Origin of the sequence: Deefgea tanakiae, assembly GCF_019665765.1 — a bacterium.
Taxonomy (GTDB): Bacteria; Pseudomonadota; Gammaproteobacteria; order Burkholderiales; family Chitinibacteraceae; genus Deefgea; species Deefgea tanakiae.
Window position 1 is genome coordinate 3,221,809 of record NZ_CP081150.1, and the last position, 17,222, is coordinate 3,239,030.

The window sequence follows — 17,222 nt, forward strand, 5'->3', positions numbered from 1 at the left end:
AAAAGAAGGCGACCCGGGCGCGCATCGGTCCCCGATGCCCTCGATCCGTCGTGAGCCAAACGATAAAACTGTTTGTCTCTCTCCCTCACTCGGTGCGCTTAAACGGGATTTTTAAGCCCCAGATCAACGAGCGTGGCGCAGCATCAATACCAAATCTGATCCGGCCTAGTTCAAGTGCAAGATCTCATTCGCCTGTTGTTGTGCCGCGCGGTAGGCATCCCATGCTTTTTCGTGGAAGAAATACGCCACTGTGTTCACCATCGGTTCGATCAAGGCCAAAGCGCTCGCAACGCCAAGGCTGCCCGTAATTAAATAAGCCACGCTGAACGCAACGCTAAAGTGAACGATGGCGAAAGTGATGGTTTTTAACATATTGCCTCCTCGGCTGCGATCAGCGGGAATGGATTCGGACAGGCAAATGATAATGGTTCGTGTTTGATTGATGAAATTGATTGTTGCAACCAAATTCATAGTGATTTGCTATGGCTTGGGTTAGTGGATTACGCTGTGTATGGGTATATCAGTCGAGACTATTTTAATTAATGTATAGATTGATATACCCATGAGTATGCTATTTCCCTAGCACATCCCCCAGCGCCTTCAGCAGCAGCGCAATATTTTCGCGGCGGGCGGCGTAGCCCATTAGGCCGATGCGCCATGCTTTTCCCGCCAGCGCGCCAAGGCCAGCTCCGATTTCGAGGTTGTATTCATTCAATAAGCGCGCGCGAACTGCGGCGTCGTCAACGCCAGCGGGGATGTGCACTGTATTGAGTTGCGGCAGGCGGTCTGCGGCGGCGACGACAAATTCAATTCCCATTTTTTCCAAGCCATCGCGCAGCTCAGCGTGCATTGCTGCATGGCGTGCCCAAGCAGCTTCTAGTCCTTCATCGGCGAGTAGGCGCAATGCTTCGTGCAAGGCGTAGAGCGCGTTGACCGGCGCAGTATGGTGATAGCTGCGTTTTGCTCCCGTCGCATTACCCCAATATCCCATCACCAAGGTTTGATCGAGGAACCAGCTTTGCACCGGCGTTTTGCGCGCTTTGAGCTTTTCAACCGCAGCGGGTGAGAACGACAGTGGAGACAAGCCTGGCACGCACGACAAGCACTTTTGGCTGCCAGAATAAATCGCGTCGATGCCCCAAGCGTCGACACGCAATTCGATGCCGCCGAGGGATGTGACTGCATCAACAATGCTCAGACAACCGTATTTTTTCGCCAGCGCACACAAAGCCTGCGCGTCTGAGCGTGCGCCCGTTGATGTTTCCGCGTGCACAAACGCTAGAAATTTCGCATCGGGATTGGCCTTGAGTGCGGCTTCAACCGCAGCCACATCGACTGCCGTGCCCCACTCATTATCGACCAGCACCGCCACAGCGCCGACGCGCTCTACGTTCTGGCGCATCCGTTCACCAAACACGCCGTTGCGGCAAACGATGACTTTTTCGCCCGGCTCGACCAAATTCACAAAACACGCTTCCATCCCCGCGGAGCCCGGCGCAGACACCGCCAGCGTCATCTCGTTTTGCGTCTGAAACGCATATTGCAGCAGCGTTTTCACCTCATCCATCATGCCCACAAACAGCGGATCCAGATGGCCGAGGGTCGGCTTTGCGCCCGCAGCCAGCACGCTAGGATAAACATCCGACGGCCCCGGCCCCATCAAGGTACGGCGCGGGGGGAAAAACGGTGCGATTTGCGGTTGAGAAATAGTGTGCTCAGACATAACAGGCTCCGGTGAGATCGGTGATGGTTCATTATGGCTGCGTGGCAAAAAGCGGTCACGGTTTTGTTGCAGCTGCAGCATGCGCGACACAGCCTTGTGTCTGTTGACCAACATTCCACAAAATCGACTTCGCAACACAGATGCGGCGACCTAAGCTAGCCGGACTGAATGAGGAAATAAATGCCATGAATTGCACCGGATGTGGCGCGGCGCTGCCAGTAGATCAATTGGTTTGTACGTATTGCGGCTTGCACAATGCGGTGGATTTGCTCGCGATTCGTGATTTTAAGGTGCTGGCTGAGCACAGCGAATTGCCCTGCCCGAATGGTTGTGGCGATTTGCAATTGCTGCGCTTGGGCGCGGGGATGGGCGCGACAGTGGGGCATTGCACGACGTGTTTTGGGCTGCATTTTGCCCCGGGCGCGCTGCAAATCACGCTGGATCATGTCGCTGGGCAAGTCCGAGAAATCAATCACGGTCGACTTAAGCAAATTATTGAGCAGCGGGTGAAGCCCGACGCGGTGCGTTATAAGCCTTGCCCTGTTTGCCAGAAAATGATGAACCGTAACGCCTTTAGCAAACACATCGCTGTGATTGTCGACGAGTGTCGTGGGCACGGCGTGTGGTTGGATAATGGCGAATTCACGGTGCTGGCCGAATGGATGGAGGCGGGCGGTCGCCAGCACGTCGAGGCTGAAATGGCACGCCAAGCGCGGATTGATGCTGCAAATGGCAATGTCGCTCCCGTGAAATACCAAGCCAATGTTGAGTCTGCAAGTAATGAATTGCCCGAAGACTTAGCGCAGCTTTTAAATCGAGACAGTAAAGCGCAGCCGATGAGTGAGGACCTTCCTGCTTGGTTGGTTGGCACGGTGCTGGCGGTCTTGCTGTGGTTTTTGATTGGCTTGAGCTGGCCCGTGTATTTGTTGGCGGCGGGTAGTGCGGCAGCTTGGTGGATGAAAAAATAATTCAACGGGTATCTTAATGTAGCTATTTTTGTATGTTGCCTATATCGATATACCCTGCCAATTAATCTTGTTAAGCACTATGGACTTTATTATTCATCGCGATGAAATGAAGTCTTTATCATGTCTCGCGTCTAGAATAACGCCCTGCTTGTTTTAAAATATTGCTATGACTGCAAAAAAATTCTTCTTTGGCCTGATTGTGCTGAGCCTACTTGGCGTGGCGCTGGCGTTTTTTATTCTGCAAGAAAAAGAACGCGATGGTCATTGGCCGTGGCCGCTCAATGGTCGAGTGATCAACCAAAGCCCAGTTGCAGTTAAAGTGTGGGATGACGACCATGGGTTTTATACCATCGCAGCCGGACAAAGTAGTAGCAACAACAACGATATCGATCATGTACAAGAGCCGAGTAGCCAGCGTTGGTGCAAAATCGATGCGCATTCCTTGGTCGTGAAACCTGATGGTTTCTTTGCCAATTGCCCGTGTTACGCCCTCGGTGCGGGTCGGGCGTGCATTAAGTTTTAAGCGTTTGACTCGCGTCGCGCCCGCAATCCGCATTATTACCCACAGCAAAATTAGCCCGTTTCGGCATAATCTCACCATCGATGATGGAGAGGTTGAGTTGAGATGTACCGATTTTTATTGATCTTGCTGTGCTTTGTGATGGCGCCGACGATGGCGATTGAGCTGATTGCTGAGCCAAAAATCAGCGCGCAATTCTCACAGGCGAAGGCAAGCGGCACTTTTGCCATGCTCGATGTGAAGGCGCAGCGCTGGATTGGCCACAATGCCGATCGTGCGGCGACGCGGTTTTCTCCTGCTTCGACGTTTAAAATCCCCAATAGTTTGATTGGTTTGGCCACGGGCGCCGTGAGTAGTGTGGATGATGTCTTTTATCATCACGATGGCCAGCCCAAATACCTCAAATCATGGGAACACGATATGGGTTTGCGCGGGGCGCTGCCGATTTCGAATGTGGCGGCGTATCAGGAATTGGCACGGCGAATTGGATTGCCAGCGATGCAACAGCAACTCGACCAACTCAATTATGGTAATCACCAAATTGCTGGCGGTGTGGATCAATTTTGGCTCAACGGCAGCTTAACCATCAGCGCGATTGAACAGGTGCAATTTTTAACCCGCCTTGCGCAAGGCGCATTGCCTTATCCGGCAGAAATGCAGGCAGCGGTGCGTGAGATTGCCTTGTTGGAAGTCGGTAAAAATTGGAAGCTATACGGTAAAACGGGTTGGACTGGCCGCAAGCAACCTTCAATCGGCTGGTTTGTGGGTTGGGTTGAGCAAGACGGCAAGTTGTATAGTTTTGCGCTGAATATGGATATCCCGGATGCCAGTGATTTGCCTAAGCGAATTGAGATCGCCAAGGCTAGTTTACGCACGCAGGGATTGCTTCCTGTAGTGAAATGAAATTGAAAAAGGCCATCGAAATGATGGCCTTTTGCTTGAGTGCTGCAGCAACTACAGCAAAATGCTGGCAAGTACAAAGCCACTTGAAACAGAAGTAATTGAGCACACTAAGCCGGGCAGCATAAAGCTGTGATTGAGCAGATATTTGCCGATGCGGGTGCTGCCGGTGCGGTCAAAATTGATTGCTGCGATCACGGTTGGGTAGTTGGGGATAAAAAAGTAGCCATTCACACTGGGGAACATTGCGATTAAGGCGGGCGCAGGCAGCCCCAGCGCAATCCCCAGCGGCAACATCGCGCGGATTGTCGCAGCTTGTGAATACAATAAAATCGACATACCAAAGAGTGCGACAGCAAACAGCCACGGCTGTGCGGTCACGATGTTTTGGATTGAGCCCGAAAAAAACGCCAGATTGTTTTGAATAAACGTGTCACCCATCCATGCGACACCAAAAATCCCGATGACTGCCGCAGAGCCCGCCCGAAAGACGGAGCTTTTAATGACTTCTTCTGGGTCGACTTTACATAGCAACAGGATTAAGGCTGCGGCCGATAGCATCACGATTTGAATCGCTTGCGCCATATCGAGCCGCACAATGGCGTCGTTGACCAGCCATGTTGGCCGTAACGCTGGAATTGAACCGAGCAAGACGACGGTGGTCACTGCAATAAAAAATATCGCTACTGAGAGGCGTGCGCCGCGTGGCAGCGTAATTGACGCTTGCTGCTGATTTTGCGCAAAATCACCGCGCTCAAGCCGCTCGCGGTACACCGGATCGAGATGCAGTTCGCAACCTTGGCGGCTTGCCATCAGTGCGCCCGCCATTGTGCCAATCAAGGTGGCCGGAATCGCAATCTGCAAAATATCACCGAGATGAATGCCTGCTGGCGACAATAAAGCCAGCAAAGCGACTGTCGCCGCAGAAATCGGGCTGGCGGTAATCGCCGCTTGCGATGCAATCACTGCGATGGATAAAGGTCGCTCAGGGCGTACGCCTGATTCATGCGCCACTTCAGCAATCACGGGTAAAACGGCGTAGGCCACGTGGCCTGTTCCGGCAAAGAGCGTAAAAAAGTAAGTGACTAAGGGCGCAAAGAACGTGATGCGCTTGGGATTGCGGCGCAAGATTTTCTCGGCAACCTGCACCAAGAACGTCATTCCACCGGCAGACTGCAAACAGGCGGCTGTCGTAATCACGGCGATAATCATCAACATCACATCAATCGGTGCTGACGTTGGTTTTAAGCCAAAAATAAACACCAAAATGGCCAAACCCAAACCGCCCATCACGCCAAGGCCGATGCCCGAGATGCGCGCACCTAATAAAATGGCGCCAAGCACCACTAATAATTCAATCGCAATCAAAATAAAATCTCCATAATTGCGTGTATGTTGCCATTAATTTAGGCATGCCGCAGTAAGCCATCTACATAATACAAGGGTATTAATAACTAGCATTTTTCAGCGCACGGTTTCGTTCAAGCTTGGAGTCATGCCCGAGTGAACAACAACACAGAAATGTGCAAGCGCAGCAAAATATATTTATTTGTCATTGAGTTGTAATCTCCCCGCCGTTAAAATGCGCCTACATTGCATTTTTGTAGGAATATTGTCATGTTGTTGCGTAAATTTGTAAGTAGTGCACTTGTGTTTATTGGCTTGGGTTTAGCGGTTTCAGCGCAAGCTGCCGTGGTGCCTGCCGTGGGCGCGATGCAGGGCACGGCAATCTTCGCAACGAATAATGGCAGTCTAGAGCAGGATTTACAGCCGCGCATTTTAGCGGGTGCTGGCCAGACGAATATTCACCCAATCTTGGGGACTCCGGCTCGGCCTGTTGCGAATGCAAAATCAACGGATGACCATACTAATTTCTACGCTATGCTGGGTTTGGGTTTACTCGGTTTGATGGTGGCGCGCCGTAAGCGTTACGGTCGCAAGTAAGTGCCGATGGAATAAGTCTCGTAAAAAAAAGCCGCTGTTGCGGTTTTTTTTTCGTCCTTATCGGCCAACGCGAATGATGCAATTACTGATGCTGCATGAATGACATGTTTATAATAGGGAATCTTTATTTGACCGAGCGGCCTCTCATGAACAGCCAAGATTTAGAAAATATCAATGTCACCTCATTCGAAAGCATGCCAACGCCTGAAGAATTGCATGCCCGTTTGCCGATTTCTGAGCATGCAGCTCAAGTCGTTAATGCTGGGCGTGAAGCGCTGAAAAACATCTTGGATCGAAAAGATAATCGACTCATCGTGGTCGTTGGTCCTTGCTCAATTCATGATGCCGAGGCAGGGCTTGAATACGCACGTCGCTTGAAAGCGCTGCAAGAAGAAGTCAAGGATACGATGTTGTTGGTAATGCGGGTATATTTCGAAAAGCCACGTACCACAACGGGCTGGAAGGGATACATCAACGATCCGATGATGGATGACTCTTTCCAAGTCGGCCTGGGCATGGAAAAAGCCCGTCGATTCTTGCTCGATGTGTTGGAGTTGGGCTTGCCAACGGCGACCGAAGCGCTCGATCCCATTTCACCGCAATACCTCGGTGATTTGATTGCGTGGACAGCGATTGGCGCGCGAACCACCGAATCACAAACGCATCGCGAAATGTCGTCGGGCTTATCCACACCAGTGGGGTTTAAGAACGGCACCGATGGCGATATCAGCATTGCGATTAACGCCATTTTGTCTGCCTCACACCCGCATGCGTTTTTGGGGATGAATGGCCAAGGACGCGTTTCAGTTGTTCGCACCCGCGGCAATCAGTACGGGCATGTCGTGCTGCGCGGTGGCGATGGTCGACCGAACTACGATACCGTATCAGTGGCGATGGCTGAGCAAGCACTGCAAAAAGCCAAATTGCCGACCAATATCATTGTCGATTGCTCGCATGCTAATAGTTACAAAAAAGCCGAATTGCAACCCTTGGTGATGGCTGATGTGGTCAATCAATTAGTGAATGGCAGCCAAGCTTTGGTCGGCGTGATGATTGAATCGAATCTCGTTGCCGGCAATCAGAAAATCCCTAGCGATTTGTCGCAATTAATTTATGGTTGTTCGGTTACCGATGCCTGTGTTGATTGGGCGAGTACGGAAACGATGCTATTGGATGCTGCAAAACGCTTAGCGCAGCGCTAATTAGGAACCCATTGACATCGCACCATTCACTGAACGAGAGGCCGCACATGCAAATTCAACGCTTAATGATTTCCGTTTTCTTATTTGCACTATCTAGCACTGTATTTGCTAGCAATCGTAATTGTAATGAAATCAGAAATGATCGAGCTCGAGATATTTGCTTTGAGCAGAATAGAAATAATCATAACAATGGACGAATGAATTGCAATGAGCTTTCTAGCCAAAGAGCTCGGGATAAGTGCTGGAGTTATCAGCGCGACGATAGTCATCGTAATTGTAATGATTTTAAAAATGAACGAGCTAGAGAGCGTTGCTGGAATGAAAGCAACAACTCCAATAATAATTGGAATCGACCCAATCGTCCTTCGAGTTCTGGTGGACGAACTTTCTCAGAAGCTCAACAGTTTTGTGCCTCAGCGGGCCGTGCGGATGATCATGCCGCTTGCATGGAAGGCCAAGGTTTTTCATCGCGTCGATAGTTTGGTTTTGGCTTAAATAAAAAGCCGTGCAGATTGCACGGCTTTTTTCTTATCCGATTTTGATGATTCATAAGTTCACACTGCGCTATGTGCTTCGTCGTAAATTCGTTCAAATAAGTTCGGATGATTGCTTTTTAAATATTCCAAAGCGCGAATATCATCTTTACGAATTTGGCTTAAATCGATTCCTTCAATGTGTACCACGCGCAATAATTCCTGCACCGGTTTGGGCATATTGCGCCCACTTTCATAACGAGAACCACCGCTTTGCGTAACGCCAATTTTGCTCCAGAATTCATGTTGATTCATTCCAAGCTGTTTACGAATTGCTTTAGGAGTAATTAACTGATCAGACATCCCTAGCTCCTTATTGAATTGCCTCAATCAAATTGATTGATGACAATTTCATATTAATCATTTGGCATTTTCTTGTATGTGTAATAGTGTTTTGATATTTTGTTAAAAATGCCCAGATGGCATTTGAATGGTATTGAACTAGTCTATTGAAGTGGGCGGTAGTCTCGCCCCGTCCTCGACGATTGAATAATTTAAAGTTGAATTGGAGCTGGCATGAACAATATCGCATTATTATTGCAAGGTGGTGGTGCACTAGGTGCCTATCAGCTTGGGGTATTGCGCCGTATGCAAGAATTAGCAAGGCTTCCCGTGAAGATGGTGGCCGGGGTATCGATTGGTGCCGTCAATACAGCGGTCTTGGTCGGCAGTAAAGATGCTAATCCGCTGGCGGCTTTGGAAACCTTGTGGCAAAAGCTCACCGTACCGAATATTCCATTTGCCCCGCAGATCGTTGAGCAAAATTTATCCTTGTTTGGCAACCCACATATGTCCCGCTTGCGCACGGATGTCTGGAATATGCGCAACTGGACTTCGATGTACTCCGCCGATCCATTGCGCGACTTGATCACTGACTTGGTTGATTTTGATAAGCTCAATGCATCAAGCACGATTGTGCAACTGTCGGCGGTGCAGATTGAAAGTGGTGAGATTGAAACCTTCACCAATCGCGATGGCCAACGTATTACGCTGGAACACATCATCGCCTCGCTCTCAATTCCACCGATGTTTCCGCCGGTTGAAATCGGTGGCAAGCATTATTGGGATGGCGGCCTATTTGATAATGCGCCACTGGGGGCGATGATTAATGCACTGCCAGCCGATAGTGATGCGCATTTTGTCATTGTGAATTTATTCCCACTGAAAGGGCAGCTACCTAGGAATCTCACGCAAACCCAAGATCGTATGCTTGAAATTATATTCTCCAACAAAGTGCTTGGCGATATGGAACGCATGGCGGATTACAACGGTTTGGCCGAACTGTATGGCGCGCTCAATCAGCTCTTGCCAGCTAATTCGCCGATTCGCCAAATGGATGGTTTTAAAGACATCGCGCGCCTGCGCATGTTGCTGGCGCCCACAGTCATTACCAATCAGATGCCCGACGAGCAAAGCACGACACTGGATTTCTCGCCCAAAAGCATTGCTGCGCGAATTGAGGTGGGCTACCGCGATGCGTGTGCGCAGCTTGGTAACGGTTAATGGAAAAATTGCGCGCAGTGCTGAATAGGGCGCTGTACTGGCTCCCCGGCGGCTATGCGGCGGGCGGCTTGTTGGTGCTGCTGCAGTTTTGGCAGCAGCCCCCAGATGGTCTCGCGAATATTTGGATTTTTATTTACACCTTGCCCTTGGCTTTATTGGGGCATTGGCTGTGGCCGGGGCAATTTCCCTTTATGCCCGGCGGTTTTCATATTGCGCATACTTTGTATTTTATCCCCGCGGTGTTGTTGTTATCCGCTGTGCTGTGGTTGCTGGTTTGGGGATTGCTGCGGTGGCTTTCGGTAAAAAATAGGCTTTGATGATGTGATGTATCGCCGTGCAGAAATTGTTTCAATTTGCTTATGGGCATATACATACCGTATTACGCTAATATTCTCAATGCGTGTTGATGCTGTGCTGCGCTCGTCGGGCTTGGAATTTAAAATCCCTCAATATCAAGCCGACGAAGTCGGTGCAGATATAGGGTCGTTTTTCTTTGCTTACTTTCTTTGACGAAGCAAAGAAAGTAAGTCCCCGTCGCGGATTGCGACTGTAAAGCATCGTGCCGCAGGCACTTGACACCATCAGCAGGACATAAAAATCGCCCGCATTACATCGATTTCAGTCGGCCGCGGAAATGCCGGTAAACCGCATCATTATTAAACCCATCTACATTTTGGCTAGAGAAAATCTTCGGCGTCACACCTTGCTCTAGCGCGATTTTTTGCGATTCAACCACCAAGGTATTAATCAATACGCAACCCGCAATCGTCGAAAAAGCACCCGTCACTTGCTGATTCACCTCGCACAAACCATCACCCGGTGGCACGCAGTTATCCAGTACCAAATCCGCAATGTTCATCAATTTCTGTCCCGAATGATGTCGGCTTGGGTTTTGGCTGGATTGTTCGACCGAGGTGATCGCGATAACGCGATGGCCTTTTTCTTTGGCCAGTTGGGCAAACTCAATCGGCAATGCATTGCGGCCAGAATTAGAAATCACGACGATTAAATCACCCGCCGCAATCGGCTGCTCCGCCCATAAAATCGCAGCCAAGCCCGGCAGTTTTTCCAAGGCTGAACTACGCAGTGCGCCATCGGCCGTGGTCACGGTGGAATCGAGCACCGCATTAATATTGCCCAAGCCGCCTGCACGAATAAAGCCTTCCAGACCAATCATGTGCGAATGGCCGGTGCCTAAAATATGAATCATTTGGTCATTGACGATCGCATCGGCAAACCATTGGGCAGCCACTGGCATCTGCGTGGCATTCTGTTCAATTAATGTGGTGATCCGGTCTTGTAGCTTTGTGACATATTCAAACATCAGAGCCTCTCTGGGTGAAAACAGTCGTGACGGGATGCCGCACCCTGCATCGGCGCGCATCGATGAAGAAGTATTAAGTTACTGCCGTTCTTAATCGATGCCTACAAGGCAATACCCTGATGAGGGCAGTGAGTCAGTGGCTCGCCCAAAATCAAGTTAGTGGTCACCACTTGACGATCCCGCGCGTTACCTTAATACCGCCAATCAGCGTTGAGCCACCATAATCTTTGGCAAGCCGAAGCAACGTGTTATGAAAGCCAAGATTCGGGAACGCGTTTTCGACCTCGGCGATCACATTTTTTCCGAGCCCCTTACGCAGCATGCCTTTCGAAGCATCGATCCAGTCGGCTTTACGGCAGGCCTCGATGATTTCCTGATGTGGACCTGTGTAGGGAAAAATTTTGTGATGCCAATGAATCGCACCACGAAGCAAATCTGGATCAAATCCTAGCCCTAATTTTTGGTTGTCGGCCAGCGCTACCGCCTCGGACGGTTCTAGATAAGCTAATTCATGATCTGTCCAGAGCCCGATGTCGTGATAAACAAACGCAGCTTCAACCAGTCGCTCGTGTTCTTTGGCATTGCCCAGAAAATGCATCGTATAAGTGATCGTGCGGTAAACGTGGTTGCGATAGCCCAGAAAATCGTTACCAATTTGAGTTTTGTATCGTGCGAATAACTCTTCGACAAAGGGTCTTTCCATTTTGATAATGATTTGCGACATAGAAGTTAACTCCTTGCTTGAAACAATTGCCTGTAGAGGGTTGCGATATTGACGGTTCGCTTAGACCTTGACGCCGAATTTAGCCCAAGCATAAGCGTAGCAGATTTAATTATCTAAGCTGACTCTGATGTTTTGACGAAATCAGTCCCGAAATTGAGTCGGACGATGCCTTTTGAGTGTTGGATAAATCCAAGAGTATTAGCCGTTGTATCCGATCAGAGTGAATGATTTGATGGTGATCTACGTTGTTTTAAGGCGGCTTGTTCATCATCGCATGACAGGCCATACGTAGCCGCTCTGCGCCGGCGGTGAGGCGTTTTTCGGCGTGCCAGACGATGTAAAAACGGCGCTCCATCGGTATATTCGGCAGCGGAATTGTCGCAAATTCGCCGCGCTCTAGTTCTTGCGTAATCGCGCGTTTCGAGCCGCAGGAAATCCCTAAACCCAAGCGAACCGCTTCACGTACCGCCTCGCCGCTGCCCAACTCAAGCAGTAAATTCATTCCGCCCAGATGCGGCAGTAGCATTGCTTCGAGCATTTTTCGTACGCCCGAGCCGGGTTCGCGCATGATCCATGGCGTAGCCGCCAGCTCGCTTAAGCTCGGTGTTTGCCTCACCAGCGGGTGATCAAAGCGGGCGAAGATCGTCATTTCATCGCTCAGCCAACGCTCGCTCACCAATTGCCGATGCGTAATCGGCGCTTCAATCAGGCCAATATCGGCTCGACTATCGAGTAAGCGTTCGATCACGTGCTGTGAATTGCCAATCGCCACGTCGTAGCGATCTTCGGGGCGCGCTTGCATCAATTGGCCTAAGAGGCCGGGCAAGACAAAATTGCCAATGGTCAGGCTGGCGGCGATATGTAGGCGACTAGGGGCGCCGTCGTTGTAATTGTTTTCTAGGTCTTGCGCTTGCGCCAATAGCTCTTCGGCGCGCGGTAAGAGATAGCGGCCATGCTCATTGAGCACGACGCGGCGGCCGATTCGATTAAACAAATTCACGCCGAGTCGGCGCTCTAATTCGGCCAATGCGCCACTGGCCGCCGATTGCGACAAGCCCAAGGCGTCCGCTGCCGTGGTGACGCCGCCGGTGCGATTGATGGCGCAAAAAACCTCTAATTCCCGCAATGTCATTTTTAGCATCGTGTGCCTTTGATCGGTTTTTCCGATTAACTAACCAGAAATATCCGTTATTCAAGATGGTTAGGCCGACTTTACACTGTGCTCATTATTTAATCAACACGGGATAAATTATGAAACTCGCCACGCTCAAGTCGCTCATACCGGGCCTACTGCTCGTTGCCGGGATTACCGTTGTTGCTCAGCTCATTGGTGAACAAATGCCGCTGATGGGCGGCGCAGTAGCGGGGATTTTATTGGGTTTGCTGATTCGCAGCCGCTTTTCAATTTCCGCCCAACAATTGCCGGGTATTCAGTTTGCGGGCAAGCAATTACTGCAATGGTCGATTGTCGGCTTGGGGCTGGCGCTGCCGATTAGTGCGGTGATGGATACTGGCTTGAAATCACTCTCGGTGACGCTGGTGACCTTGTCGATTGCCTTTGTTAGCGCTTTTGCCTTTGGCAAATTGCTCAAAATTCCGACCAAATTGTGTGTATTGATTGGTGGCGGTACGGCCATCTGTGGTGGCTCGGCCATTGCCGCGATGACGCCCGTAATTAAACCCGATGATCATGAAACGGCGTTTTCTTTGTCGACGATTTTCTTATTTAATATTGTTGCGGTGCTGATCTTTCCACCGATCGGGCAATGGCTGGGGATGTCGGATGCGGGCTTTGGCCTGTGGGCAGGAACGGCGATTAACGATACTTCATCGGTAGTGGCTGCGGCGTATTCTTGGAGCCAAGCGGCCGGGGACCACGCCACCATTGTGAAGCTCAGCCGTGCGATGCTGATTATTCCCGTTACATTGATTTTGAGTTTTGTCTTTATGAAACGCAATGCGGCAGAAGATGGCCAAGTTCAGCGCGCTAGCATTGCACATGCGGTACCGTGGTTTATCGTGTGGTTTTTGGCCGCGTCGATTTTTAACGGTTACTTACCAGAAATGCTCACCAGTACCGCGCACAGTATTTCGACCATCATGATCACCGCTGCGTTGACTGCGATTGGTTTGTCGACCGACTTAGGCAAAATGAAAAACACCGGCTGGCGTCCCGTTGCCTTGGGTTTGTTGGTTTGGATTATGGTCGCAGGCTCAAGTTTGGTGATGCAATACTTAGGCGGCCACTGGTAAATCGCTGATATTACTAATAAGCAAAGCCGCTCGACTTCTTCAGTGAGGTTGAGCGGTTTTTTATTCAGTCCATCCCGCCGAGAGAGAAGCGTAAATCGTCAATTATGCGGTGTGAATAGTGCGGCTGTTTGCTGTTACTTTTCACCAGATTTGCCACTGACTCGTCATTAGAATGCCGCCATTCAATATGACAAAGAGTTAGTAATGCGTATCCTGATTGCCCTATCCCTCGTTTTGCTGATGAGCGCTTGTTCTACGCTGAGTGAAAGTGAATGCCGCACTGGCGACTGGTACAGTATTGGCTTGCGTGATGGGCAAAATGGCTATGAGTCACGCGCAGCGGATCACGCAGAGTCTTGCCGCAAGCAAAAAGTAAAACCCGATCTGAATTTATACAATAGTGGCCGCAGTGAAGGGCTGCGTAGTTATTGCACCGCATCGAATGGCTATCAAGTGGGCCTGCGCGGTACGCCGGTCGCGAATGTTTGCCCCGCCGCGACGCAAGCGGCATTTCAAAGTGCTTACCAGCGCGGATTTGAGCGCTATACGGTGCAATGCAATTTAGAGCAAACCGAATTGCGCATTAGCCAATACGCCATTCAGCGCGATAAATTGCAAGAAAAAATCAAAGCCGCTGGCAATGACAAAGACCGTCGCCGTTTGCAGCGTGAGCTGGAAAACCTCAATCAACAAAACAAAGATGATCGCCGCATGCGCGATGTGTTGCGCGTTCAAGCCATCGCAGCGCCATTGCTGTATCCACAATAAGCCGATTTCATTCAGCTGGTCGTTTCAGTTAAACATGGTGCTGCGCGATGATTGGCTGATTACGCAGCCGCTCACTGGCGCGCTCGCACAGCGCGCGGGTTTCAGATTCCATTCCTTCTTCATCGGCTAAGTGGGCTAATAATTTGGCGGCTTGTTGCGCGGCATGCTGACAGCCGGTTTCTGCGTGAATGAGCACCAAGCTGAGCGCGCCAGCCCAAAGCGGAGAATATGTCATCGTGACGCTCCTATTGCGGTTGGATGATTTGAGATTCAATTTAAGCCTATTTTGCAATAAATACAATTGAAAATCATTATCATTTGTTGGCTTGTTGATTTGCCACAATCGTGCAGCTTGGGCGCGAGGGTTGGAGACGCTTAGACGCTGAGATCGACTTGCTGCAGCGTGCCAACTTGGCCGTTCTCATTTAGATAGACGCCAGAGCTGCGAATTTGCCCGTAATTTTGATTTTGCTGATTATTCAAATCAAAGTCGCCACGGGCATAGCTTAACGAAATCGCGCCGATGCTCAGCTGACTGATGCTAAGCAACTGGTCTTGGCCGCTGGCGTCTTTGAGCCACAGCTTGAGGTCGGCATAAACGGCATCCCCCTCATCGATCCAACCATTGCGGTCGCCATCGTATTGCGCCAAGTCGGCAAAGCCATTGCCACTTTGGGCACCAAATAATTCAGTCCCATTATTGATTTTGCCATCGCGATTGCGATCTAGCGCCAAATAAGCGCTACCACGGTTGAGCATATGCAAGTTTTCTTTATTGCCATCGGCATCGATATCAAATTGGAAAGTTTTATCTGAGAGCGTTGCAACGGGGGCATCGTAATTGAGCACCAGCGGGTCTTTCTTGGGCCGCGCAGCGCTGCCGGTGGCGATATTGATGTCTATGCTTTGGCTAAAACTGCGGCTCAATTTGAGCTCGCTGGTAAAGCTAATCTCACGGCCATCAGCCGTTTTAATCACGCCCGTTGCTTGAAACTGGGTTTGCTCGCTTTCGTGTTCGCTGGCGTGATATTGAATTTCAAATCCATCTTCGAGAGGGGCGGGGGTATTACTCGGTGAGCTATATTCTGTTGTGTCTTTGGCTTGATGCCCTAATGTTATTTCTCTACCCAGCATCGCCTCAAGCAGGCTTTTGATCATTCGAAGGCGTGGGTCGTTATTAACCGCTTCTTCTTGCTCTTCAATCATCCGCGCGGCACTCGAAATGCTCACTGAGTCGTCAACATTGCTCGGAACGGGGCGCGGTGCTTCATAACGGACGGACATGCGCTCGGTTTGCTCACGCTGAAAACTACGCTGCGCTGATAAGGCTAGATCTGATTCGACAATCCGCATGATGCACCTCAGTGGTGAATGCATGCAGTTCAAAGTTGGCTTGCATGCAAAGCATACTGAGTTTATCGGTCGTATTCATTGAAAGCAGAGGGCGGCTTGCCACGCCATCAGCGTTGAACTGATTAGCGGCAGCAATTTGAGAGACCGAGCTCGCCGATTCGGCAGATGCACGACTAAGCCACACGGCAAAGTAATCTGCAGCTGAATGCATCATTTTCATGACTATGTTTATATATCTAAGGATGAACTTGAATGATCACGGAGTAAAACCATGTCGCGAATCTATATCCATACGGTCTGTGGTCTATTGCTTGTGCTGACGCCCGTGCAGGCAGCGGATGAAGTGATTCGCTCGGAGCGGCATGATTTTCGGGTGCAAACATTGACGCGCGGGCTGGCGCATCCGTGGGCTTTGGCCTTTTTGCCTGATGGTCGAATGTTGGTGACTGAGCGCGAAGGGCGCTTGCGCCTGATTTCAGCCAAGGGCGAGCTAGATCCGCGCGCTGTGGCGGGCTTGCCTGCTGTGGTCGCTAGCGGTCAGGGTGGTTTACTCGACGTGGCTTTGCATCCGAATTTTGTCCAAAATCGTTGGGTGTATTTTTCCTACGCAGGTCAAGAAGGGCGTGGTGCATCCACGCAAGTGGCGCGTGGGCAATGGGTGAGCGACGCAAAAGGCCATCGTTTAGAAAACATTCAACAAATTTACCGGCAACGCCCGGGTAGCGGGGCTGGCGTTCATTTTGGCTCGCGCTTGGTGTTTGATCGCAGCGGTATGCTGCTGATTACGCAGGGCGATCGTGGCGACAAAGATCGTGCGCAGCAACTGACTGATTTGGCCGGCAAGGCCGTTCGCCTGCACGATGATGGTCGCTTTCCTGCTGATAATCCATTTCGCAAAAATAATGAAGCTCGTCCAGAGGTATATAGCTACGGGCATCGCAATATGCAGGGTGCAGCAATAAACCCTGTCAGTGGTGAGTTGTGGGCGACTGAGCATGGGCCACAAGGCGGCGATGAACTGAATATTGTTCGCGCTGGCCGCAACTATGGTTGGCCCGTGATTACCTACGGCGTGAATTACGGCATCGGCACCCAAATTGGCGAAGGCAGCGCCAAAGCGGGCATGGTCCAGCCGATTTATCAATGGACGCCGTCGATTGCGCCGTCGGGATTGGCGTTTTATCAAGGCAAGCCATTTCCGCAGTGGCAGGGCAATCTGTTTGTTGGCGCGCTCAAATATCAAATGCTGGTTCGGCTAGAGCTTGATAGTGATCGCGTGGTGCATGAAGAGCGTTTGCTCAAAAACCAGTTTGGTCGCATTCGCGACGTTCGGGTCGGGCCCGATGGTTTGCTTTACCTGCTGACCGACGAAGCCGATGGCGCACTGCTGCGGCTGGAGCCAAGCTAGGAATTAACTTTAGCTGCTTTCCCTAGCTAGCGAACGTCATAAATTCACCTAAACTGCCTCAACTTCAGTACAGGGCAAGCGGCGGAAGAACGATGTAGC

At 50.6% G+C, this 17,222-nt stretch carries 21 protein-coding genes; 11 read left to right on the forward strand and 10 right to left on the reverse strand.

Going from position 1 to position 17,222, the window contains the following annotated elements; all coding sequences use genetic code 11:
- Positions 1-165: 165 nt before the first annotated feature.
- The 3 genes from K4H28_RS15070 to K4H28_RS16825 form a co-directional block, all read right to left on the reverse strand.
- Complete coding sequence (locus tag K4H28_RS15070; protein ID WP_221005957.1) at positions 166-372, reverse strand: DUF2061 domain-containing protein; 207 nt, start codon at positions 370-372, stop codon at positions 166-168.
- A gap of 199 nt (positions 373-571) precedes the next feature.
- Positions 572-1,723 carry a pyridoxal-phosphate-dependent aminotransferase family protein gene (locus K4H28_RS15075; RefSeq protein WP_221005958.1) on the reverse strand — a complete coding sequence of 384 codons (1,152 nt, stop codon included), beginning with the start codon at positions 1,721-1,723 and terminating at the stop codon, positions 572-574.
- A 55-nt stretch (positions 1,724-1,778) separates the two neighbouring features.
- On the reverse strand, positions 1,779-1,910 hold the full coding sequence (locus K4H28_RS16825; RefSeq protein ID WP_255573557.1) for a hypothetical protein: 132 nt from the start codon (positions 1,908-1,910) through the stop codon (positions 1,779-1,781).
- Here K4H28_RS16825 and K4H28_RS15080 point away from each other — a divergent pair.
- From K4H28_RS15080 to blaOXA, 3 genes are all read left to right on the forward strand, one after another.
- Positions 1,909-2,691, forward strand: a complete 783-nt coding sequence (locus K4H28_RS15080) for a TFIIB-type zinc ribbon-containing protein (RefSeq protein WP_221005959.1) — start codon at positions 1,909-1,911, stop codon at positions 2,689-2,691. The two genes, K4H28_RS16825 and K4H28_RS15080, sit on opposite strands and share 2 nt — an antisense overlap.
- Before the next feature lie 166 nt (positions 2,692-2,857).
- Positions 2,858-3,214 carry a hypothetical protein gene (locus K4H28_RS15085; protein WP_221005960.1) on the forward strand — a complete coding sequence of 119 codons (357 nt, stop codon included), beginning with the start codon at positions 2,858-2,860 and terminating at the stop codon, positions 3,212-3,214.
- Between the two features lie 102 nt (positions 3,215-3,316).
- On the forward strand, positions 3,317-4,114 hold the full coding sequence (blaOXA, locus tag K4H28_RS15090; protein WP_221005961.1) for a class D beta-lactamase: 798 nt from the start codon (positions 3,317-3,319) through the stop codon (positions 4,112-4,114).
- A gap of 51 nt (positions 4,115-4,165) precedes the next feature.
- On the opposite strand, the gene K4H28_RS15095 is transcribed toward blaOXA, so the two are convergent.
- The gene (locus K4H28_RS15095) at positions 4,166-5,479 is read right to left on the reverse strand and encodes an anaerobic C4-dicarboxylate transporter family protein (protein WP_221005962.1); all 1,314 of its coding nucleotides are present in this window, start codon (positions 5,477-5,479) and stop codon (positions 4,166-4,168) included.
- Between the two features lie 249 nt (positions 5,480-5,728).
- Here K4H28_RS15095 and K4H28_RS15100 point away from each other — a divergent pair, with 249 nt between their 5' ends.
- From K4H28_RS15100 to K4H28_RS15110, 3 genes are all read left to right on the forward strand, one after another.
- Positions 5,729-6,055: a hypothetical protein gene (locus K4H28_RS15100; protein ID WP_221005963.1), complete on the forward strand. Its 327-nt coding sequence runs from the start codon at positions 5,729-5,731 to the stop codon at positions 6,053-6,055.
- Between the two features lie 146 nt (positions 6,056-6,201).
- Positions 6,202-7,257 carry a 3-deoxy-7-phosphoheptulonate synthase gene (locus tag K4H28_RS15105; RefSeq protein WP_221005964.1) on the forward strand — a complete coding sequence of 352 codons (1,056 nt, stop codon included), beginning with the start codon at positions 6,202-6,204 and terminating at the stop codon, positions 7,255-7,257.
- A gap of 207 nt (positions 7,258-7,464) precedes the next feature.
- Positions 7,465-7,752, forward strand: coding sequence for a hypothetical protein (locus tag K4H28_RS15110; protein ID WP_221005965.1), 288 nt, complete (start codon positions 7,465-7,467; stop codon positions 7,750-7,752).
- A 59-nt stretch (positions 7,753-7,811) separates the two neighbouring features.
- Here K4H28_RS15110 and K4H28_RS15115 read toward each other — a convergent pair whose 3' ends face one another.
- Positions 7,812-8,093, reverse strand: a complete 282-nt coding sequence (locus tag K4H28_RS15115; RefSeq protein WP_221005966.1) for a helix-turn-helix domain-containing protein — start codon at positions 8,091-8,093, stop codon at positions 7,812-7,814.
- 213 nt (positions 8,094-8,306) lie between these two features.
- Between K4H28_RS15115 and K4H28_RS15120 the strand changes: the two genes are divergently transcribed.
- Both K4H28_RS15120 and K4H28_RS15125 read left to right on the forward strand, forming a co-directional pair.
- Complete coding sequence (locus tag K4H28_RS15120) at positions 8,307-9,293, forward strand: patatin-like phospholipase family protein (RefSeq protein ID WP_221005967.1); 987 nt, start codon at positions 8,307-8,309, stop codon at positions 9,291-9,293.
- A complete protein-coding gene (locus K4H28_RS15125) occupies positions 9,293-9,610 on the forward strand; it encodes a hypothetical protein (protein ID WP_221005968.1) in 318 nt (105 codons plus the stop codon). Before K4H28_RS15120 ends, K4H28_RS15125 begins: the two co-directional genes overlap by 1 nt.
- 290 nt (positions 9,611-9,900) lie before the next feature.
- Here K4H28_RS15125 and K4H28_RS15130 read toward each other — a convergent pair whose 3' ends face one another.
- The 3 genes from K4H28_RS15130 to K4H28_RS15140 all read right to left on the reverse strand — a co-directional run bounded on the left by K4H28_RS15130 (position 9,901) and on the right by K4H28_RS15140 (position 12,482).
- Positions 9,901-10,617 (reverse strand): sugar isomerase domain-containing protein, encoded by a 717-nt coding sequence (locus K4H28_RS15130; protein ID WP_221005969.1) that lies wholly within the window; start codon positions 10,615-10,617, stop codon positions 9,901-9,903.
- A gap of 163 nt (positions 10,618-10,780) precedes the next feature.
- The gene (locus K4H28_RS15135; RefSeq protein WP_221005970.1) at positions 10,781-11,341 is read right to left on the reverse strand and encodes a hypothetical protein; all 561 of its coding nucleotides are present in this window, start codon (positions 11,339-11,341) and stop codon (positions 10,781-10,783) included.
- A 250-nt stretch (positions 11,342-11,591) separates the two neighbouring features.
- Complete coding sequence (locus K4H28_RS15140) at positions 11,592-12,482, reverse strand: LysR family transcriptional regulator (protein WP_221005971.1); 891 nt, start codon at positions 12,480-12,482, stop codon at positions 11,592-11,594.
- Between the two features lie 110 nt (positions 12,483-12,592).
- On the opposite strand from K4H28_RS15140, the gene K4H28_RS15145 reads away from it, so the two are divergent.
- A complete protein-coding gene (locus tag K4H28_RS15145) occupies positions 12,593-13,594 on the forward strand; it encodes a YeiH family protein (RefSeq protein WP_221005972.1) in 1,002 nt (333 codons plus the stop codon).
- A gap of 204 nt (positions 13,595-13,798) precedes the next feature.
- A complete protein-coding gene (locus K4H28_RS15150; RefSeq protein WP_221005973.1) occupies positions 13,799-14,362 on the forward strand; it encodes a DUF2799 domain-containing protein in 564 nt (187 codons plus the stop codon).
- Positions 14,363-14,390: 28 nt separating this feature from the next.
- Here the strand turns inward: K4H28_RS15150 and K4H28_RS15155 are convergent, their stop codons facing one another.
- Both K4H28_RS15155 and K4H28_RS15160 read right to left on the reverse strand, forming a co-directional pair.
- Positions 14,391-14,597: a hypothetical protein gene (locus tag K4H28_RS15155; RefSeq protein WP_221005974.1), complete on the reverse strand. Its 207-nt coding sequence runs from the start codon at positions 14,595-14,597 to the stop codon at positions 14,391-14,393.
- A gap of 140 nt (positions 14,598-14,737) precedes the next feature.
- The gene (locus tag K4H28_RS15160; protein ID WP_221005975.1) at positions 14,738-15,715 is read right to left on the reverse strand and encodes an SPM autocatalytic domain-containing protein; all 978 of its coding nucleotides are present in this window, start codon (positions 15,713-15,715) and stop codon (positions 14,738-14,740) included.
- 271 nt (positions 15,716-15,986) lie between these two features.
- Here K4H28_RS15160 and K4H28_RS15165 point away from each other — a divergent pair, with 271 nt between their 5' ends.
- Positions 15,987-17,123: a PQQ-dependent sugar dehydrogenase gene (locus tag K4H28_RS15165; protein WP_221005976.1), complete on the forward strand. Its 1,137-nt coding sequence runs from the start codon at positions 15,987-15,989 to the stop codon at positions 17,121-17,123.
- Positions 17,124-17,222 lie beyond the last annotated feature (99 nt).

Excerpts from the sequence above, each read along its gene's own strand:
- K4H28_RS15070 (WP_221005957.1), bottom strand. The coding sequence starts at position 372 with ATGTTAAAAACCATCACTTTCGCCATCGTTCACTTTAGCGTTGCGTTC.
- K4H28_RS15075 (WP_221005958.1), bottom strand. The coding sequence starts at position 1,723 with ATGTCTGAGCACACTATTTCTCAACCGCAAATCGCACCGTTTTTCCCC.
- K4H28_RS15080 (WP_221005959.1), top strand. The coding sequence starts at position 1,909 with ATGAATTGCACCGGATGTGGCGCGGCGCTGCCAGTAGATCAATTGGTT.
- K4H28_RS16825 (WP_255573557.1), bottom strand. The coding sequence starts at position 1,910 with ATGGCATTTATTTCCTCATTCAGTCCGGCTAGCTTAGGTCGCCGCATC.
- K4H28_RS15085 (WP_221005960.1), top strand. The coding sequence starts at position 2,858 with ATGACTGCAAAAAAATTCTTCTTTGGCCTGATTGTGCTGAGCCTACTT.
- blaOXA (WP_221005961.1), top strand. The coding sequence starts at position 3,317 with ATGTACCGATTTTTATTGATCTTGCTGTGCTTTGTGATGGCGCCGACG.
- K4H28_RS15100 (WP_221005963.1), top strand. The coding sequence starts at position 5,729 with ATGTTGTTGCGTAAATTTGTAAGTAGTGCACTTGTGTTTATTGGCTTG.
- K4H28_RS15105 (WP_221005964.1), top strand. The coding sequence starts at position 6,202 with ATGAACAGCCAAGATTTAGAAAATATCAATGTCACCTCATTCGAAAGC.
- K4H28_RS15110 (WP_221005965.1), top strand. The coding sequence starts at position 7,465 with ATGAGCTTTCTAGCCAAAGAGCTCGGGATAAGTGCTGGAGTTATCAGC.
- K4H28_RS15115 (WP_221005966.1), bottom strand. The coding sequence starts at position 8,093 with ATGTCTGATCAGTTAATTACTCCTAAAGCAATTCGTAAACAGCTTGGA.
- K4H28_RS15120 (WP_221005967.1), top strand. The coding sequence starts at position 8,307 with ATGAACAATATCGCATTATTATTGCAAGGTGGTGGTGCACTAGGTGCC.
- K4H28_RS15125 (WP_221005968.1), top strand. The coding sequence starts at position 9,293 with ATGGAAAAATTGCGCGCAGTGCTGAATAGGGCGCTGTACTGGCTCCCC.
- K4H28_RS15130 (WP_221005969.1), bottom strand. The coding sequence starts at position 10,617 with ATGTTTGAATATGTCACAAAGCTACAAGACCGGATCACCACATTAATT.
- K4H28_RS15135 (WP_221005970.1), bottom strand. The coding sequence starts at position 11,341 with ATGTCGCAAATCATTATCAAAATGGAAAGACCCTTTGTCGAAGAGTTA.
- K4H28_RS15140 (WP_221005971.1), bottom strand. The coding sequence starts at position 12,482 with ATGCTAAAAATGACATTGCGGGAATTAGAGGTTTTTTGCGCCATCAAT.
- K4H28_RS15145 (WP_221005972.1), top strand. The coding sequence starts at position 12,593 with ATGAAACTCGCCACGCTCAAGTCGCTCATACCGGGCCTACTGCTCGTT.
- K4H28_RS15150 (WP_221005973.1), top strand. The coding sequence starts at position 13,799 with ATGCGTATCCTGATTGCCCTATCCCTCGTTTTGCTGATGAGCGCTTGT.
- K4H28_RS15155 (WP_221005974.1), bottom strand. The coding sequence starts at position 14,597 with ATGACATATTCTCCGCTTTGGGCTGGCGCGCTCAGCTTGGTGCTCATT.
- K4H28_RS15160 (WP_221005975.1), bottom strand. The coding sequence starts at position 15,715 with ATGCGGATTGTCGAATCAGATCTAGCCTTATCAGCGCAGCGTAGTTTT.
- K4H28_RS15165 (WP_221005976.1), top strand. The coding sequence starts at position 15,987 with ATGTCGCGAATCTATATCCATACGGTCTGTGGTCTATTGCTTGTGCTG.